Source organism: Clostridium perfringens ATCC 13124 (assembly GCF_000013285.1).
GTDB classification, from domain to species: Bacteria; Bacillota; Clostridia; order Clostridiales; family Clostridiaceae; genus Sarcina; species Sarcina perfringens.
The window spans coordinates 2,432,587-2,449,995 of the sequence record NC_008261.1; the positions used below are offsets into that span (position 1 = coordinate 2,432,587).

Below are 17,409 nucleotides of genomic sequence, written 5' to 3' on the forward strand. Positions count from 1 at the left end.
AAGCCTATATTTATTATAATGCTTTATTGGCAAAATAGTAATATTTGTTTAGAAATTCTTTTTGCTATCTAAAATTAAAGTTACAGGCCCATCATTTTCTATGTCAACTACCATATGGGCACCAAAGACTCCAGTTTCAACTTTTATGCCCTCTTCTCTACACATGCTTACAAACTCATCAAAAAGTTTCTTAGCTTCATCCCCTCCAAGAGCATTCATGAAATTTGGTCTTCTTCCCTTTCTACAGTCTCCATAAAGGGTAAATTGTGATATAAGAAGTAGTTCTCCACAAACATCCTTTAAAGATAAATTCATTTTATCTTCTTCATCTTCAAAAACTCTTAAGTTTAAAACTTTATCTTTCATATATTTTAAGTCTTCAATAGTATCCTCTTTACCAATTCCAACTAATACATTAAAGCCTTTATTTATACTTCCAACTATCTCATTATCCACTTTAACAGAGGATTTATTTACTCTTTGAACTACAACTCTCACGGTTATGCCCCCTTTTATTTATTTACTCTATAAACGTCTAATATTCCTTGTAGTCTTCTTATTTTCTTCATTAATTCTTTTAATTGTTCTATATTATCAATTTTTACTTGAATATTTATATTTGCTACTCCATTTTTACCTGATTTAGCATTTAAAGAAAGTAGGCTAAGATTAGAGTCAGTTATAACTAACATAACATCAGATAATAAACACATTCTATCTTCTGCTTTAACTTCAAGTTCAGCCACATATGCAGCTCCCTTTTCAGTTCCCCAACTAACATCTACAACTTTCTCTCCCTGTTTTTCTACTATAGCTTTAAAATTAGAACAGTCCTTTCTATGTACAGAAACTCCTCTTCCTTTAGTTATGTATCCAGCTATATCATCTCCAGGTACAGGATTACAACATCTTGCAAATCTAACCATTATATTGTTTAATCCCTTAACAGTTACTCCATAGCTTTGTTTTTTCTTTGTTTGTCTTTCAGTTTTAGCTATTTGTTCTTCAATATTTTTATTTAATTCTTCTTCGCTAACCTGTTTTACAACATTCTCTTTAAGCTTAGATATTACAGTAGATGAAAGTAACTCTCCTTCTCCTACGGCTACATATATTTCTTCAATATTATTTAAATGATATCTTTTTAATAATTTGTCATATAATGGCCCTTTGCAAAGGTCTGAAAATACTAAGGATTGCTTCTTACATTCCTTTTCAAGCATTTCCTTTCCTCTTTCTAAATTTTCTTCTCTTCTTGCTTTTCTAAGCCATTGTTTTATTTTACTTCTAGCTTGATTACTATTAGCTATATTTAACCAATCTATATTAGGCCCTCTAGATGATGAAGATGTTAATATCTCTACTATTTCCCCAGTTTTAAGCTTGTAATCTAAAGTTACTATCTTTCCGTTTACCTTAGCTCCTACACACTTGTTTCCTATATCTGTATGAATCTTATATGCAAAGTCTATAGGAGTTGCTCCCGCTGGTAAATTTATAACTACCCCCTTAGGAGTAAATACAAATATTTCATCTGAGAATAAGTCAAGCTTGAATCCTTCCATAAACTCAGTTGCATCAACAGCTTCCTTTTGCCACTCAAGTATATCTCTAAGCCATGTTAACTTGTTTTCAAAAGTCATATCTTTTGAATCAGTTCCAGTAACACCACTCTTATATTTCCAGTGAGCTGCTATTCCGTACTCAGCCGTTCTATGCATTTCAAAAGTTCTTATTTGAATTTCAAAAGTCTTTCCTTCACTTCCTATTACTGTTGTATGTAAGGATTGATACATATTAGGTTTTGGCATCGCTATGTAATCTTTAAATCTACCTGGTATTGGCTTATAAATCGTGTGTACTATACCTAGTACTGCATAGCAATCTTTAACTGTATTAACTAAAATCCTTATGGCTGTTAAATCAAAGATTTGTTCTATGCTCTTATGTTTATTTACCATTTTTCTATATATACTGTAGAAATGTTTTGGTCTTCCTTCTATATCGCTATCTATATTAGCTTTATCTAAATTTTCTTTTAGCTCTTCAATTATACGAGAAATAAATTTTTCTCTCTCCACTCTTTTTTCAGCTATCATATTTACTAAGTCATAATATTCTTCTGGGTGAATATATCTTAAACACAAATCTTCTAATTCCCACTTTATTTTAGATATACCTAATCTATGAGCTAAAGGTGCAAATATATCTAAAGTTTCTTGAGCTTTTTTCTTCTGTTTTTCAGGCTTCATATATTTAAGTGTTCTCATATTATGAAGTCTATCTGCTAGTTTTATTATTATAACCCTTATGTCTTTAGCCATTGCTAAAAGCATTTTTCTTACATTGTCAGCTTGTTGTTCTTCTTTGCTTTTATATTTTATCTTACCAAGTTTAGTAACGCCATCAACTAAATTAGCTACTTCAACATTAAAAATATTACTTATATCTTCATAAGTATAATCCGTATCCTCTATGACATCATGAAGAAGTCCTGCAACTATAGTATTTGTGTCCATTCCCATATCAGCTAATATCATAGCCACGCTAATAGGATGGATTATGTATGGCTCTCCTGATTCTCTTTTTTGTTCTTTATGTGCTTCAAAAGCTAAATCATATGCTTTTTTAACTAAATCTATATCAACATTGTTCCCATTAGCTTTTATTTTAGAAATTAGTTCTTCTAACATACTGGATTATTCTCCCCTACTTAAAATTTCTTTTAATATATTATATTATTATATAACAAAAAAATAAAATAAACCAATAATAAAATTAATGGCTGGTCAATAAACCAGCCATTTTAAACTCTATTATAATTTTTTACAAAATTAAAGAATTTTAAACATCATAATCAACTAATGATGTTACTTCGTATCCTTTTAATTTATCTCTTCCTTTTAATTCTGTTAACTCAATAGTAAATGCTAATCCAGCAACTTCTCCACCAGCTTGTTCTACTAATTTAGCAACAGCAGCTATTGTACCACCAGTAGCTAAAAGATCGTCAACTATAGCAACTCTCATACCTGGTTTTATAGCATCTTTGTGTATTTCTAAAGCATCTTTTCCATACTCTAAATCATATTCTACTCTAACTGTATCCCCTGGAAGTTTACCTGGCTTTCTTACTGGAATGAATCCAACACCTAAAGCATATGCTACAGGAACTCCAAATATAAATCCTCTAGCTTCTGGTCCAACTACAACGTCAATATTCTTATCTTTGAAGAATTCTGCCATTTGGTCAACTGAATCTCTTAAGCCTTCTCCATCTGCTATTAAAGTAGTTATGTCTTTAAAACTTATTCCCTTCTTAGGAAAATCTTCTATAACTCTTATTTTATCCTTTAAACTCATTACTTTGCCTCCAAAATCAATAAATATATATAAATTTTAATTACTACCTTATTTTTTCATTATAAATATATTTAGTTATTTGCTCCGCTCTGTCCTTATCATTTGTAGTTAATAACTCCACAATTATCTTCGCGTTATCTTTTTTGCTAATGGCACCTTCTCTTGGAGTTATCTCATTAACTATTTTATTAATACTATCTATATTTATATCACTAATATTAAAGAAACTCTTAATAGCATTCAATCCTATACTATTAGTATATCTTAAATATTGAATGCCTTCCTTTAATATTATTCCATTTTCCCCTTTATTTTTAACGTTCTTTGAAACACTACCTATAAGTATTAAATCTAAATACTTATTTATTCTTTTCATGTTATAATATATAGCAATAGCTTGCATTAACTTAAAAGTTAACCCCGAATTAGTCAAATCCTTATATCTATATGAACACTTTTCTTCACTTGGGTTTATATATGTTGAATCATATATGCATTTTGTGCGTTTATTTTCCATTATTATTAAATCTATATTAAATCTATTACAGAGATTCTCCACCTCTTTATTTTTAAGTCCACAACCTACTGTTATTAAAAGTTCTGCACCTAAAAAAGCAATATCTTCTCTTAAAGTATATTCATCTATATCATAATTTTTCTCTTCATGTTCTGAACTTACACAATATTCAACATCAGCATTTAAATACTTTAGTATAAGCATTAAAGATGATATTGCACATATGGAATCTAAATCACATCCACCATATATAACTATCTTTTCTCTATTGTTAATTGCAGATGCTAGTCTTTCTATTGCTTTATTCATATTTTTAATGTTAAAAGGGCTATACCCAGATATGTAATTAGTGCAATATATGTTTTTCCAAGCCTTCTGCATAATTTAACTCCTCCATAAAATTAAGAAAACAAGTATATTATAATTTAAAATTACCTTTTTGACAAATACTTTTCAAATAAATACGTATTCATTAGTCATTTTTATTACTTTTCTCCTATTTTTCTTAAAAAACAATAAAAATTCTAATTAAAATAAAAAAAATGCTAAAAGTTATAAAACTTTTAGCATTTATATACTATTACTTATTTCTTGCCTTTTTATTTTTTTGTCTGTTAGCTAAAATACACCAAATTGGACTTGCTATAAATATTGAAGAACAAGCTCCTGATGCTATACCAACTATTAATGGGAAAGCAAAATCTCTAACTGTAGGAACAAATATATAAACACAAACTATAGTGATTAAAGTTGTAAGTGTTGTATTTATAGATCTTGACATTGTTTGAGTTATACTCATGTCTGCAATCTCTTCCACAGATTTTCCTCTAAGTTTTTTTCTATTTTCTCTTATTCTATCAAATATAACTATTGTATCATTTATAGAATAACCTACTATTGTAAGTATAGCCGCTATAAATGGAGTATTTATTGTTATTCCAAATACAGCATAAACACTTATAGTTATTAATACATCATGTAATAGAGCTATTATAGCTGCAATACCAAAAGAGAATTCAAATCTTATAACTACGTATATAAGCATACCTATTACGGCTATCACAAGAGCTACTATGGCATTTGTTGTTAAATCTCTTCCTACTGAAGCCCCAATCTCATTTTGTGATACTAAGGCATCATCTTTTAAATCATATTTTTCTTTAAGAGCCTTAAAGATATCATTAACTTGAGAACTATTTAACTCTTTTGCTTTTATTTGAATTTCAGTACCATTAACTTGATTTGTAACGGCATCCTTTGAATATTCATCTACAATTTTATCAACATCGGTTTTATTAAAATCTGTACCCATGTTTATTACAACCTGAGTACCCCCTCTAAAGTCGATTCCAAAGTTCATACCTTTAGTAAACATAAATCCAAAACCTATAACAATTATAAGAATTGATATAGTAAACCATATTTTCTTCTTCTCTACAATTTTAAGCATTATGTCTACCTCCTTTTATACGACCAAACATTGAAGGCTTATTTAATATTCCCATGTTGAATCCTAAATTCATAAAGAATCTTGTCATTATTATAGCGGTAAACATACTTATTACAATACCTATTAATAATGTTAAAGCAAATCCTTTAACTGGTCCTGATCCAAAGAAGTATAATACTAAACCAGCAATAAGGGTTGTTATATTAGAATCCATTATTGATCTTAAAGCATTGCTAAAACCTATTTTCATAGCTGATGTTATACTTCTACCATTTCCAAGTTCTTCTTTGATTCTTTCAAATATAAGTACGTTAGCATCTACTGCCATACCTACTGTTAATAAGAAAGCTGCTATACCTGGTAAAGTAAGAGTTACTCCTACTAATGCAAATATATAAAGCACTAATAATATATAAACACTTAGTGACATACATGCAATGAATCCTGGAACTCTATAGTATAGTATCATAAATAAGAATATTATAGCTACACCTATTGCTCCTGCTTTCAGAGCATTTGGAAGAGCATTTGCACCTAATTGAGCACCTACAGTCTCAACTGAAACTGCCTTAACTGGAACTGGTAATGCACCAGCATTTATTATTCCAGATACCTTTTCAGCTTCTTCCATTGATCTATTTCCTGAAATAATAGCTTCACCATTAGAAATTATGTCATTTACTACTGGATCTGTTAATGTTTCATTATCCATTTTTATAGCTATTTTTTGGCCTTTATATTTTTTTGTTGCCTCAGCAAACTTTTGCTTACCTTCTTCGTTAAGCTCTAATTTTATAACTGGCTTACCTGTTTGAGGGTCTATATATACACTTGACTTTTCAACATCTTTACCTGTTAAAATAACATCATCCTCAGGCCCTACAAATGTTAACTCCCCTGTTTTTTGAAGAGAATCCACTATAGTTCCTGAATCGTATTGTCCTGGAATATCAATTCTTATTCTATTATTTCCCTCTGTTGTTACTACAGTTTCTGAAACTCCAACCTTATTAACCCTTAAAGATAGAAGTTCCTTTGTTGTGTTTAATTGATCTACTGTTACGTCATTACTTTGGATTTCCATAAGAACAGAAACTCCACCTTGTAAATCCAATCCTTTAGTTATAACCTCATTAAACGTTTTAAATTGATAGTCCCCTAATGTAAATCCTTTGAACCCTGCTAGAGCTAAAAAACTTATCACTGCTATGGAGATAAAAAATAATATGAAGCTACCTAATTTTGATTTCATGGTTATCCCCCTCTGTAAAATTTTCTCTGATAAACTAAATTATATTAATATGTTGCCATATAGTCAATATATGGCAACAATTATTAATATTATATTTTTATTCAGCGTCCATAGTCTTTGACTTTAATGCAATAGCACACTCAATTCTTTTCTTTTGCATTTCACATCCAACTTCATAAGGAACATGAATATCGCCATTAAAGTTAAAGTTATTAGCTTGACATCCACCACTACAGTAGAATCTAGCCCAACATTCTTTACATTTTGGTTTATTATATATGTGAGCTTGTTTAAATTCTGTTGAAAGATCTTTTCTGATTTCTCCATCATAGATATTTCCTAGTAAGAAATCAGTATTTCCAACGAATTGGTGACATGGATATATTTCCCCATCTGGAGTTACAGCAATATACTCATGACCTGCTCCACATCCTGCTATTCTCTTATAAACACAAGGACCACCATTTAAATCAATGTTAAAGTGATAGAATTTGAATATGTTATCTCCCTCTTCTAATCTTCTCACCATTTCATTGTATAATTTATCATACTCTCCAAATATATTTGGTAAATCTTCTCTTCTTAAAGATAATTCATGTTCATCTGGAAGAACAACTGGCTCTATTGAAATCTCAGTAAATCCTTCATTAGCAAGAGCCATTACATCTTGGAAGAAGTCAGTATTATTTCTTGTAAATGTTCCTCTAGCATAATATTGTTTACTTGGATCTCTCTTTTCAACCATTTTCTTTATGTTTGGAAGTATTCTATCATAACTTCCTGAACCATCAACTCTTATTCTAACAGCATCGTTAACTTCTTTTCTTCCATCTATTGAAAGAATTATATTTCCGATGTTTTTATCTATATAATCGATTCTTTCATCATTTAAAAGAGTTGCATTAGTAGTCATAGTAAATCTTACATTTTTGCCTACTTCTTGTCCTCTTTTCTTACCATAATCTATTATTTCTTTTATAGTATCAAATACCATTAGTGGTTCCCCACCAAATAAATCAACTTCTATATTCTTTATTCCACCTGAATTTGCTAATACAAAATCAATAGCTTTTTTACCAACTTCAGCACTCATTGGTTTTCTACATCCTTTGTATTCTCCCTCGTCAGCGAAACAATATTTACATCTTAAATTACAGTCATGTACAACATTTAAGCATAGAGCTTTTATGTATGAAGGTGCCTTGTCACTTTCTTTAGCAACCTCTTCATATAAATCTCCTGAGTATAAAGCGTCTTCTTCTACTAATTGAAGTAAATCTTCATAAGCCTCTTTAATTTCCTCAACTGGATATTTATCTTTTAACTTTTCAATTAAAGATTCCTTACTACTTAATTTGTTATCATTATCTATCATATTGTAAATAAGGTCATCAACAATATGAACACTTCCTGAGTTTACGTCTACTACGTAATACTCTCCACCTTGCATAAATTTATGAATTAATGCCACAATATTTCCTCCTAACTAAGAACTATGGCAGCAACTTTAAAAGTTACTGCCACTTAAGAATTTTTATAATTAATTTTCACAAGCTAAGTTTGCTACTGTAGCTGATGTTTTACAAGCTGATTGGCATGAGTTAGCACACTCTCTGCAATCTGCTGGTTTACATAAGCTCTTTTTTAAGCTTGACTTGTTTACTGTTTTTATACGCTTCATTTACTCTTCCTCCAATCAAAACTATCTTTAATATTATACCATGTTAAGGTTTAATTTTAAAGTTCTTTTTAAAAAGCTAATTTGATTTACCACCCTTATTCTTTCACATTATAATATAAAATTCAATACCTAAAATGAAAAAATAGTTATTTTAATGCATAAAATACATTAAAACAACTATTTCTTTAAATTATACTAATCAATCTTTGAACTTATGCCTTGTTTTGAAAACTCGATCTTTGTTCTATCTTGAGTAGTCTCTATTATAACGCTATCATCTTTTAATTTTACTATTCTACCTATGATTCCGCCTCTAGTTATGATCTTATCATTTACTTTTAGCTCATCTATCATAGCATCATATTTTTTCTTTCTTTTCTTTTCTGGTAAGATAAGTAAGAAATAAAATACACCAAACATTAAAATAAAAGGTAATACCATTGTTGCTATTTGTTGAAAATTCATACTAGCCACTCCCTTCTTATTATGTAAATTTTATATTATTAAGCTCTTCCATTCCACTCTTCTAATTTTTTAGCTTTGAATTCTGCAAAGTATCCGCCATCTATAGCATCTCTTATATCCTCCATAAGCTTATTATAGAAGTATAGATTGTGAAGAACACATAATCTCATAGCTAACATTTCTTTAGCCTTAAATAAGTGTCTTATATATGCTCTTGTGTAATTTTTACATGCAGGACATTGACATCCTTCATCTATTGGTCTAGCATCTAATTCAAACTTAGCATTCATTAAGTTTATTTTACCTTCTTTAGTGAAAACATGACCATGTCTTCCATTTCTAGCAGGTAAAACACAATCAAAGAAGTCTACTCCTCTTTCTACTGCTTCTAATATATTTGATGGAAGACCAACCCCCATTAAATATATTGGTTTATCCTCTGGCAAGTGAGGAACTACAGCATCTATAACTCTATACATTTCTTCATGAGTTTCTCCAACCGCTAATCCTCCAATAGCATATCCATCTAAATCCATTTCTCTTATAGTTTTAGCATGTTCTATTCTTATATCTTCATAAACTCCACCTTGGTTAATACCAAAAAGCATTTGCTCTTTATTAACAGTGTCATCTAATGAATTTAATCTATCCATTTCTTTTTTACATCTTTCAAGCCATCTTGTTGTTCTTGCAACTGACTTTTCTACATATTCTCTAGTTGATGGATTTGGAATACATTCATCAAAAGCCATAGCTATTGTTGAACCTAAATTACTTTGTATTTGCATACTTTCTTCTGGTCCCATGAATATTTTTCTACCATCTATGTGTGAGTTAAAATAAACTCCCTCTTCTTTTATCTTTCTCATTCCTGCTAATGAGAAAACTTGGAATCCACCTGAATCTGTTAAGATTGGTCTATCCCAATTCATAAAGTTATGTAAGCCTCCCATTTGCTTTACAATCTTATCTCCTGGTCTTAAATGTAAATGGTATGTATTAGAAAGCTCTACTTGACATCCTATTTCTTTTAAATCCATTGAAGAAACAGCACCTTTTATAGCTGCTAAAGTTCCTACATTCATAAAAACAGGAGTTTGAATTGTACCGTGAGGAGTTACAAACTCACCCCTTCTAGCTTTTCCGTCTTTTTTTAAAAGAGTATATCTTTTTTTAGTCATGAAAAAAGTCCTTCCTTTGCTTTTTATTTTATAAACATTGAATCTCCAAATGAGAAGAATCTGTATTTTTCTTTTACTGCAGTGTTATAAGCATTCATTATGTTATCTTGACCAGCTAAAGCTGAAACAAGCATTATTAAAGTTGATTCAGGTAAATGGAAGTTTGTAATTAAATTATCAACTATTTTAAACTTATATCCTGGATATATGAATATATCTGTCCATCCACTTTGTTCTCTAACTCTTCCATTTTCATCTCCAATAGTTTCTAAAGTTCTTGAAGATGTTGTTCCTACAGCAATTACTCTCTTTCCAGCTTCCTTAGTTTTATTTATAAGCTCTGCATTTTCTTTATCTAAATGATAATATTCTGAATGCATAACATGATTATTTACATCATCAACCTTTACTGGTCTAAATGTACCAAGTCCTACATGTAAAGTTAAATATGCTATATTAACACCTTTATCTTTAATTTCTTTTAATAATTCCTCAGTAAAATGTAATCCAGCTGTTGGTGCTGCTGCTGATCCCTTTTCTTTAGAATAAACTGTTTGATATCTTTCTTTGTCTTCTAATTTTTCATGTATATAAGGTGGAAGTGGCATTTGTCCTAATTCATCTAAAACTTGTTCAAATATACCATCATACTTAAACTCTATTATTCTGTTTCCTTCTTCACCAATTTCTCTAACTATGGCTTTAAGTTTACCTTCTCCAAAAGTGAAAACTGTACCTACTTTAGCTTTTCTTCCTGGTTTAGCTAAACACTCCCACTTATCTCCTTCTATTCTCTTTAAAAGAAGAAATTCTATTTTACCACCAGTTTCTTCTTTTTCTCCTATAAGTCTAGCAGGTAATACTCTAGTATTATTTAAAACTAAAGTATCTCCTTCATTTAAATACTCTAATATATCATGGAATTTTCTATGTTCAATCTCTCCAGTTTTTTTATCTAAAACCATTAATCTTGAAGAATCTCTCTTTTCAAGTGGATATTGAGCTATAAGTTCCTCTGGTAGCTCAAAATAAAAATCACTTACTTTCATTTTAATTACACCTTCTCTATTTTATTTTTCAAATAACGTACACTGTTTAGAATCTATCTTAGATTCATTAAATCTAACTCTTCCTAAGTGTTTATATGCTTTATCTGTTGCCATTCTTCCCCTTGGAGTTCTAACTATAAACCCTTTTTGTAGAAGATATGGCTCATAAACATCTTCTATAGTATCTAATTCCTCTCCAACGAAGTAAGCTAAGGTTTCTATCCCTACTGGCCCTCCATTGAAGTTATCTATTATGGCTTCTAGAATTTTATTATCAATTCTATCAAAGCCTTCTCCATCAACTTCTAAAATCTCTAAGGATTTTTTTGCAGCCTCTTCTGTAATTTCATTATCATATAAAACTTCTGCAAAATCTCTTACTCTCTTTAAAAGTCTATTTGCTATTCTAGGAGTACCCCTTGACCTTTTAGCAATTTCAAAGGCCCCTTCTTCAGTTATATGGCATCCTAAAATTTCAGCACTTCTAATTATTATTTCCTTTAATTGTTCATCAGTATAATATTCCATAGAACATAAAACCCCAAATCTATCTCTTAAAGGTGAACTAAGCATACCAATTCTAGTTGTGGCACCTATTAGAGTAAATTTAGGTAAATCGAGTCTTATGGATTTACTAGCAGCCCCTTTACCAATAATTATATCTAAAACATAATCCTCCATGGCAGGATATAGTATTTCCTCTACACTTCTATTTAATCTATGTATCTCATCAATAAATAAAACATCATTAGTGTTTAAGGTTGTTAATATTGCCGCTAAATCTCCTGCTCTTTCAATAGCAGGCCCTGATGTTATTTTAAGATTTCCACCCATTTCATTTGCTATTATATTAGCTAATGTTGTCTTTCCAAGACCTGGTGGCCCATATAAAATTACATGATCTAAGGCTTCCTCTCTTCTTTGAGCAGCTTTTATGAATATGTTTAGTCTTTCTTTAACTTTATCTTGACCTATATATTCATTTATTTTCTCTGGTCTCAAACTGTATTCATTAGTTGAATCTATTCCAATCTCATTAGAGGTAACTAATCTTTCACTCATTTAATTACACCTCCTAACGCATTAAAAGTTTTAAAGACTCCTTTATCATATTTTCTATAGATAATGTCTTATCAACTTTTTCTAAAGCTTTTTGAGCTTCCTTCTCTGTATATCCTAATGCCATTAAGGCACTTAATGTTTCATTTATATTGAAACTATAATCAGAATTATCATTAATTCCTTCTATTAATTCTCCCTCTTCAGAAGTAAGTTCATCTGGTTTTAACTTATCCTTAAGCTCTAGAATAATTCTTTGAGCCGTTTTCTTTCCTATTCCAGGTGCTCTTGTTATATGCTTTTCATCTCCCATCATTATTGCGTACTTTAAATTATTAACAGTACTAATTGATAAAAGTGATAAAGCAGCTTTTGCTCCTACTCCATTTATGGATAATAAAAGCTTAAACATTTCTAATTCTTCTCTTGTTGTAAATCCATATAGACCTATGAAATCTTCCCTAACGATCTGCTCTAGATATAGAAGAACTTCCTCTCCCACTTTTGGCATATTAGACATTGTATTTCCAGATGTGAAAATTTTATATCCTATATTATTTAATTCTATTACAACATAATCCTTACTTATCCCTTGAAATTGGCCTCTTATATATTCGTACATATTTAATGCTCCTATGTATAATAAGTTCTTTAAATCTATATAATACTTTAACATGAAGAGGGAATATTATCAATGAATTACACAAAATTTACTATTCATTAAAAACACTCTAAACTCTCTATTTTCCTAGGTCATACTTTCATTTAAGTAATAAAAAAAGCCACATCTTACTAAGACATAGCTATTGATTATATATATTTTTTTCAAATGATAAATCTACTTACATTTTTAACTTATATAATTTGTTATATTTTCTTCACATTCTTCTCTTGTATCATATTTCTTTTCAAAATTACTTATTTTACTTCTATCAACCTCCGGCAAATCTTCTATCTTCTTTGTGCTAACATCCTCTGGTTTTTCAATAAATGGTCTTCCATCTTCACCAGCCTTAAATATTGCTATGTACCCATCTTTTTCGCCTATATAATATTTACCAGCTTCTAATATTCCCATATCATTTAAGAAAATTATTTCTCCTGAAGTTGATGAAACTAATTCATACCCATCTTTTTCTACAGCAGAAATTAACTCATCCATATTTTCTCCCTTGATTTCATCATTTTTAACCATTTCTCCAATAGTAGTTTTATAATCAACTACAACATGATCATCTAAAGTTCTTCTTGTAAATATTACATCCATATTCTCAGCTAAAACAAGTTCACCTTTTTTCTCTGTAACCTTCATATTAGTTTGTTGAATTTTTCTACTATTATAAAAGTAAGTTATCATATAACTGCTTGCAAATATAAATATGCCTAAAAGAATAAATATTAAGTTTTTGATTTTATCATTATTTTTTATATTATTAAAATTCATATCATCACCTCATTGGTGATTATTAACATATTTTCTCTTTTTATACACACATTTTATGTTTTTTTATTTTCAAACACTTTTAATATTAATATTCTATCTAAATCTCCCTAGCTTTTGTTCAATAACCTTCCTATAGTAATTAAATCCTTACTATCTTATCTAAAGTAAAAATCAAATAAAATATTAATGTTTAAACTAAAAAAATCTCTATTTTTATATCTAAAGTCAAAATTAGATTAAAGTATATCATAAAATAAAAAGGGAGTGATTAAAATTCACTCCCAAAATAATTAATTACTATGCAGCATTATTCTTTTTCTTTCTTAATACAGCTAGTCCACCAATTGTTAATACTGTACCCATAGCAGCCACTGCTCCAGTTCCAAATGGCATACCTGTGTTAGGTAAGTTTTCACCATTATCAGGATTTTCTGGATTTTGTGGTGTTTCTGGGTTACCTGGATTTTCTGGATTTTCAGGTTTTTCTGAATCAACAGTTGTATCTTCACCAGCTTCTAATAAAGTAGATAAATCAGTTATAGGATCTATTCCATTTTCTCTCCAATAATTTGCCATTTCATCTCTTATAACTAAGTTTGTATCCACTACATTTTTAGCAGCTGAGAAATCATAAGAATCTCCACCTACAGCCATGAAATCATTAGTAACTACTGTATAATACTTGTCATTTTCTAATTTAGTTCCATCAGCTAATCTAACAGAAGTTATCTTTTCTCCTCTTTCAGCTCCTGGAGTGTACCAAAGTTTAACACCAGCATGTTGTCCCCATCCAAAGTTATCTGGTTCTATTCCATGCTCTAAAACTTTTATTATATCTGAACCTTTCATTTCCATTGTAACTAAAGTATTGTCAAATGGAAGTATTGTGTACATATCTCCAACAGTAACTGTTCCAGCCATTAATGGGGCTCTTACTCCTCCACCATTAGTTATTGCTATATCAGCATCAACTATTCTTCTCATAGTTTCAGCTACAGTAGCCCCCATAGGACTTACTCCAGTATCTCTATCATGTGGTAAATCTACTGATAAATCAGCAACTTTTTCATTCATTATAGGAGCTAAATCAGCTTCAAATTTTGCTAATATATCTTCCATATTCTTATCAACTGGAAGAGTATCTTTTCTCTTAGAAATATCGTCAAGTTTAGTTGTAACTACTAATTCATCTTTATAGTCAAATTTTAAGTTAACATATCCTAAATTTCTACCATTTTTATACGCTTGTATAACTGGTACTCCATTAACTTTTCCTTCAACTTTTTGGTGACTATGAGCTGATATTATAGCATCAACTCCTGGTACTTCAGCAACTTCAACAATCTCACCAGTTATTTCTCCAGTCTCTCTATTTTGTTCACTTCCTAAATGACTTAAAACAACAACGGCATCTACATTTTCTTTATTTTCTAAATAATCTACCCAAGTCTTAGTTGCTTCTACAGGATCTTTAAATTCTAAATGAGCAACGTTATCTGGTTTTGTCTTGTATGCAGTTTCAGGAGTAGCAAGTCCTATAAATCCAACTTTCTTTCCTTCTCTTTCAACAACGCCATAAGGCTTAGCCCATTCAACTGGTTTTCCAGTTTCTTTTTCATATATATTTGATGCTAAGAAATCAAATTCTCCAGCTTTAGCCCAGTCTGGTATATATTCATATCCCCAGTCAAACTCATGGTTACCAACTGCTGAAAATTCTAAGCCCATTTCCTTAAGCATAGCAGTAACTGGCTCACCTTTTAAAAGATTTGACATAGCACTTCCTTGATATATATCTCCACCTGTAACAACTACAGTATTTGGATTTTCTTCTTTTACTCTCTTTATTTCTCCAACTAACTTAGCTGCTCCAACATCACTCTTAGATTCTGCTAAAGATCCATGGAAATCGTTGAAAGTAACTATTGGTATTTCAACTTCCTTAGTTCCTAAAGCTTCTAAAACATCATTCCAAGTTACAGCTTTTACATTTGGAGTTCTTCCATCTTCTGATACAGGTATTTTTATTTTACCTTCATTTATAAGTTTAACAGCTAATTCTCTTTGTTCTGAATCCCAATCATTACCTGTTATCTTCCAGTTATTATCAATGTTTTTAGTAATTTTTCCACCTTTTACATTTTGAATATAATCAACTATTAAATCTCTCATATCTGATATTTGATCATTATTTGTATCATATATTTTCTCATGCTCACCTTGGTCCATTATTCCAGCAGCTAAGCCAGAATTATATCTATAATCATTTACTGTTAAATAAACTACATCTGAGTCTTCAACTGGCTTACCATCTTTTTCAAACTTTAAGTTTTCAATTCTTTGACCTGGCTCTTTAGATATATTTATTTCATAACTTACTCCATCAAACATATCATATAAATACATTCTAACATCTTCATTGAAAGATACTGTTAAATCCCCATCTTTATAAGTATTATAATACTCAGCATTTTTTTCCATATACTTTTTAAGTTGCTTTCCATTTGTTTTTATAGTATATAATTTATTATCATATCTATAAATATTTGAAATATCTGCTTTGCTTATATTTCCTTCATATAAGTTTGATGAAGCACTAAATAAAGCTGCTCCAGAAACCATATAAACCTCATCTGGATTTATATTCTTTGATTCTAAATGCTTTCTACTATTATATAATTGAACTTCATTTATAAAGTCAGTTATACCTTGATCTTCAACTAATGATTGTGGAATTTCTTTTATTTCATTTTTATCAGCAAGATCTCCTCCAACCATTTCGCCAACAGGTGCTGTTGCATCAGCAATTGCTGTGTTATGAAAATCAGAAAGTAAATCATTTATTTTTTGATCCTCTGCTACACCCTTTGTGCTTAATAATTTAGACTTTTTATCTACAACTTCTACTTTTTCTCCATTTTTTCTAACAGTTAATTCTATTTTAGAAACCATTTGACCATTACTTGTAGGTTGGCTTATAACTGCATTGTTTATTTTTTCTTCTGGTACATTAGTATGACTATGTCCTGCAACTATGGCAGATACCTCTGGGTTCATTTCAGCTATGGCTCTAGCACTATCTCCATTACCATATTCACTTTCTAATCCCACATGTGAAACTACTGCATAAACATCAGCGCCACCCTCAGGTCTATTTTCTATTTCATCTATTACAAATCCAACTTCTTCTGCAGGATTTTTAGCCTCATATCCTTTTAAATTTTCTGAATCCCATTTCATTATATGAGGACTTACAACTCCAATTAGAGCAACTTCAACGCCTTCTATTTCCCTAGTTGTATATCCTTCATAAACCCTCTTACCATCTTTATAAAGATTTGCACATAATACATCTAAATTATCATTAGCTTGACTTACAACATCATTAAGGTTGTCCATTCCATAGTTAAATTCATGATTTCCTAAAGAGAAAACATCATATCCTATAGCATTCATTCCCATAACCATAGGATTAGGACCATTTTTAAATAAGTGATTGAAATTTCCTTGTATAGTATCTCCATTATCAACCACTATTGTATTAGGATTTTCATTTCTAGCTTCATTAACTAATGTGGATATTTGATTTAATCCACCATCAGATTTTTGATTACGAGCATACTCATAATTCATAAATCTACCATGAAGGTCTGATGTACCTAAAATCTGAATAGTTACATCTCCTTCTTTTTCTAAACTAGCTTCTTCTCCTTTTTTCTCTAGGTTTTCCGGTGCTAAATTTTCAGTAGCCTTTACAGTAGTTAACGGTGTTGCAATTCCAAAGATCATTGAAGTAGCAACTGCTAATGCTGTAAATTTCTTATCCCTTACTTTTTTAAGCATATTTTTCCCCCTCATTTAGTTTACTATTGTTATAAAAGTAAATTTTATACATATGTATTGTACATTATTTGGCGAATATTTTTCAATCTTTTATTGTTAAATATT

At 30.1% G+C, this 17,409-nt stretch carries 15 protein-coding genes; all 15 read right to left on the bottom strand.

Going from position 1 to position 17,409, the window contains the following annotated elements; all coding sequences use genetic code 11:
* Nucleotides 1–48 precede the first annotated feature (48 nt).
* Nucleotides 49–498 (bottom strand): D-aminoacyl-tRNA deacylase, encoded by a 450-nt coding sequence (gene dtd, locus CPF_RS10670; protein ID WP_003451157.1) that lies wholly within the window; start codon nt 496–498, stop codon nt 49–51.
* 14 nt (nt 499–512) lie between these two features.
* On the bottom strand, nt 513–2,693 hold the full coding sequence (locus tag CPF_RS10675; RefSeq protein ID WP_011591003.1) for a RelA/SpoT family protein: 2,181 nt from the start codon (nt 2,691–2,693) through the stop codon (nt 513–515).
* A 151-nt stretch (nt 2,694–2,844) separates the two neighbouring features.
* Entirely contained in the window at nt 2,845–3,363 is a 519-nt protein-coding gene (locus CPF_RS10680; protein WP_003451591.1) for an adenine phosphoribosyltransferase, read from the bottom strand.
* A gap of 43 nt (nt 3,364–3,406) precedes the next feature.
* The gene (locus tag CPF_RS10685) at nt 3,407–4,261 is read right to left on the bottom strand and encodes a DHH family phosphoesterase (protein ID WP_003451668.1); all 855 of its coding nucleotides are present in this window, start codon (nt 4,259–4,261) and stop codon (nt 3,407–3,409) included.
* 199 nt (nt 4,262–4,460) lie between these two features.
* Nucleotides 4,461–5,330, bottom strand: a complete 870-nt coding sequence (secF, locus tag CPF_RS10690; protein ID WP_011591004.1) for a protein translocase subunit SecF — start codon at nt 5,328–5,330, stop codon at nt 4,461–4,463.
* Complete coding sequence (gene secD / locus CPF_RS10695) at nt 5,323–6,582, bottom strand: protein translocase subunit SecD (RefSeq protein ID WP_003451081.1); 1,260 nt, start codon at nt 6,580–6,582, stop codon at nt 5,323–5,325. The genes secF and secD overlap by 8 nt, the downstream gene beginning before the upstream one ends.
* A gap of 97 nt (nt 6,583–6,679) precedes the next feature.
* On the bottom strand, nt 6,680–8,053 hold the full coding sequence (scfB, locus tag CPF_RS10700; protein WP_011591005.1) for a thioether cross-link-forming SCIFF peptide maturase: 1,374 nt from the start codon (nt 8,051–8,053) through the stop codon (nt 6,680–6,682).
* Nucleotides 8,054–8,122: 69 nt separating this feature from the next.
* On the bottom strand, nt 8,123–8,263 hold the full coding sequence (gene scfA / locus CPF_RS10705; protein WP_003451489.1) for a six-cysteine ranthipeptide SCIFF: 141 nt from the start codon (nt 8,261–8,263) through the stop codon (nt 8,123–8,125).
* 195 nt (nt 8,264–8,458) lie between these two features.
* Nucleotides 8,459–8,728, bottom strand: a complete 270-nt coding sequence (gene yajC / locus CPF_RS10710; RefSeq protein ID WP_003451165.1) for a preprotein translocase subunit YajC — start codon at nt 8,726–8,728, stop codon at nt 8,459–8,461.
* Nucleotides 8,729–8,766: 38 nt separating this feature from the next.
* The gene (tgt, locus tag CPF_RS10715; RefSeq protein WP_003451459.1) at nt 8,767–9,909 is read right to left on the bottom strand and encodes a tRNA guanosine(34) transglycosylase Tgt; all 1,143 of its coding nucleotides are present in this window, start codon (nt 9,907–9,909) and stop codon (nt 8,767–8,769) included.
* 23 nt (nt 9,910–9,932) lie between these two features.
* Nucleotides 9,933–10,958 carry a tRNA preQ1(34) S-adenosylmethionine ribosyltransferase-isomerase QueA gene (gene queA / locus CPF_RS10720; RefSeq protein ID WP_003461896.1) on the bottom strand — a complete coding sequence of 342 codons (1,026 nt, stop codon included), beginning with the start codon at nt 10,956–10,958 and terminating at the stop codon, nt 9,933–9,935.
* Between the two features lie 21 nt (nt 10,959–10,979).
* Complete coding sequence (gene ruvB / locus CPF_RS10725; RefSeq protein ID WP_003451099.1) at nt 10,980–12,020, bottom strand: Holliday junction branch migration DNA helicase RuvB; 1,041 nt, start codon at nt 12,018–12,020, stop codon at nt 10,980–10,982.
* Between the two features lie 13 nt (nt 12,021–12,033).
* Nucleotides 12,034–12,639 carry a Holliday junction branch migration protein RuvA gene (ruvA, locus tag CPF_RS10730; protein WP_003481965.1) on the bottom strand — a complete coding sequence of 202 codons (606 nt, stop codon included), beginning with the start codon at nt 12,637–12,639 and terminating at the stop codon, nt 12,034–12,036.
* 228 nt (nt 12,640–12,867) lie between these two features.
* Nucleotides 12,868–13,461, bottom strand: a complete 594-nt coding sequence (locus tag CPF_RS10735) for a hypothetical protein (protein WP_003451265.1) — start codon at nt 13,459–13,461, stop codon at nt 12,868–12,870.
* 297 nt (nt 13,462–13,758) lie between these two features.
* Complete coding sequence (locus tag CPF_RS10740) at nt 13,759–17,304, bottom strand: multifunctional 2',3'-cyclic-nucleotide 2'-phosphodiesterase/3'-nucleotidase/5'-nucleotidase (RefSeq protein WP_011591006.1); 3,546 nt, start codon at nt 17,302–17,304, stop codon at nt 13,759–13,761.
* Nucleotides 17,305–17,409 lie beyond the last annotated feature (105 nt).